Raw genomic sequence first — 1,668 nt, 5'->3', positions numbered from 1 at the left:
TGCGCTTCGGCGCGGTGACGCGCGACGGCCACGAGACGGTGCTGGGCATCGCGCTGGCACGCATCCACGAGAACGCGGCCAACGTCGTCGCCGGGGTTAAGGCCAAACTGGCCACTGCGCAGGCGGCCCTACCGAAAGGCATCGAGCTGAAGGCGGTCTACGACCGCACCGAGATCGTCGAGAAGGCTCTCAAGACTGCCGAGAGCGCGCTGCTCGAAGGCTCGATCCTGGTTGCGATCATCCTGTTTCTCTTCCTCGGCGAGTTCCGTTCAGCCATCGTCGTCATCGTCACCTTGCCGTTGGCGATGCTGTTCGCCTTCATCCTGATGAACCGCTTCGGGCTGTCGGCGAATCTGATGTCGCTCGCGGGCCTTGCGATCGGGATTGGAATGATGGTGGATGGCGCCGTGGTCATGGTCGAGAACGCCTTCCGACTGCTCTCGCACGCACGCGAGTCCGGACGGCCGATCAACCGGACGCACGTGGTGCTGGAAGCGGCCCGTGAGGTGGCGAACCCCATCGCCTTTGCGATCCTGATCATCATCGTCGTCTTCCTGCCCCTGTTCTCGCTGACGGGGCTTGAAGGCAAGCTCTTCAAGCCGATGGCGCTGACCATCACCTTCGCCATGATTGGCTCGCTGCTGCTGTCATTGACGTTGGTGCCGGTGCTGGCCGCGCTGATCCTCAAGCCCAAGGAGGAGAAAGACACCTGGCTGGTGCGCGGCGCGAAGAAGATCTACCTACCGCTGCTGGATTGGGCACTGGACCGCAAGAAGACCGTGGTCGTTGCTGCCGTGGCGCTGCTGATCGGCTCGTTGGCCCTCTTTCCGCTGCTGGGCAAGGAGTTCATGCCGCAGTTGCAGGAAGGCGCGATCATGTTCCGCGTCGTCGGCATCCCCTCGACATCGTTGGACGAGTCGATCCGCGTGGCCAACGTGATGGATGCCAGCCTGCGCAAGAAGTACCCGCAGGTGCGCTCCGTGCTGGCGACCATCGGCCGAGCCGAGAAGGGCGAGACCGCCGACGTCAACTACATGGAGGTGCTGCTCGACCTGAAGCCGCAGGACGAATGGCCGCAAAAGCAGTCGTTCTCCGCACTCGGCAAGGAGATGCAGGAGTATCTCGAAGGCGAAGTGCAGACCGCAGTGTTCGGCGCGACACAGCCAATCCAGATGCGCGTGGAGGAACTCATCTCCGGCGTACGAGCCACGCTGGCGCTGAAGGTCTACGGCGAGGATCTCGACAAGCTGGAGGATCTGTCCGGGCAACTCAAGACCGTCATCGGCGGCGTGTCCGGGGTGGCCGACCTATCGGCCGAAGCCAATAAGGGCAAGCCGCAAATGGTCATCGAAGTCGACCGTCAGGCGGCTTCCCGCTATGGCCTGAATGCCGACGACATCTTGAGCGTCGTGCAAGCAGGAGTGGGTGGAGAAACGGTCTCGACGTTGATCGATGGCACGCGCCGCTTCGACATCGCCGTGCGCTTGGCCGAAGAGTACCGGAACAGTCCTTCGGCGATTGCCTCCATTCCGATTCGCACGGCCGAGGGCGCCCTCGTGCCGTTCTCCCAAGTGGCCAAGATCAAGCTGGACGAGGGCTACACCTTCGTGCGCCGCGAGTCGCTGCAGCGCTATGCCGTGCTGCAGATGGATGTGCAAGGGCGGGACG

1 protein-coding gene is annotated in these 1,668 nt (G+C 63.2%); it reads left to right on the top strand.

Going from position 1 to position 1,668, the window contains the following annotated elements:
- A partial coding sequence (locus Q0X16_RS13235; protein ID WP_297835335.1) for an efflux RND transporter permease subunit occupies positions 1 to 1,668 on the top strand: 1,668 nt, incomplete at both ends.

Origin of the sequence: Thermomonas sp. (assembly GCF_025993755.1) — a bacterium.
Classification (GTDB): domain Bacteria; phylum Pseudomonadota; class Gammaproteobacteria; order Xanthomonadales; family Xanthomonadaceae; genus Thermomonas.
Note: the sequence above shows the minus strand (reverse complement) of the source record. Positions and strands in the feature narration are given on the sequence as shown.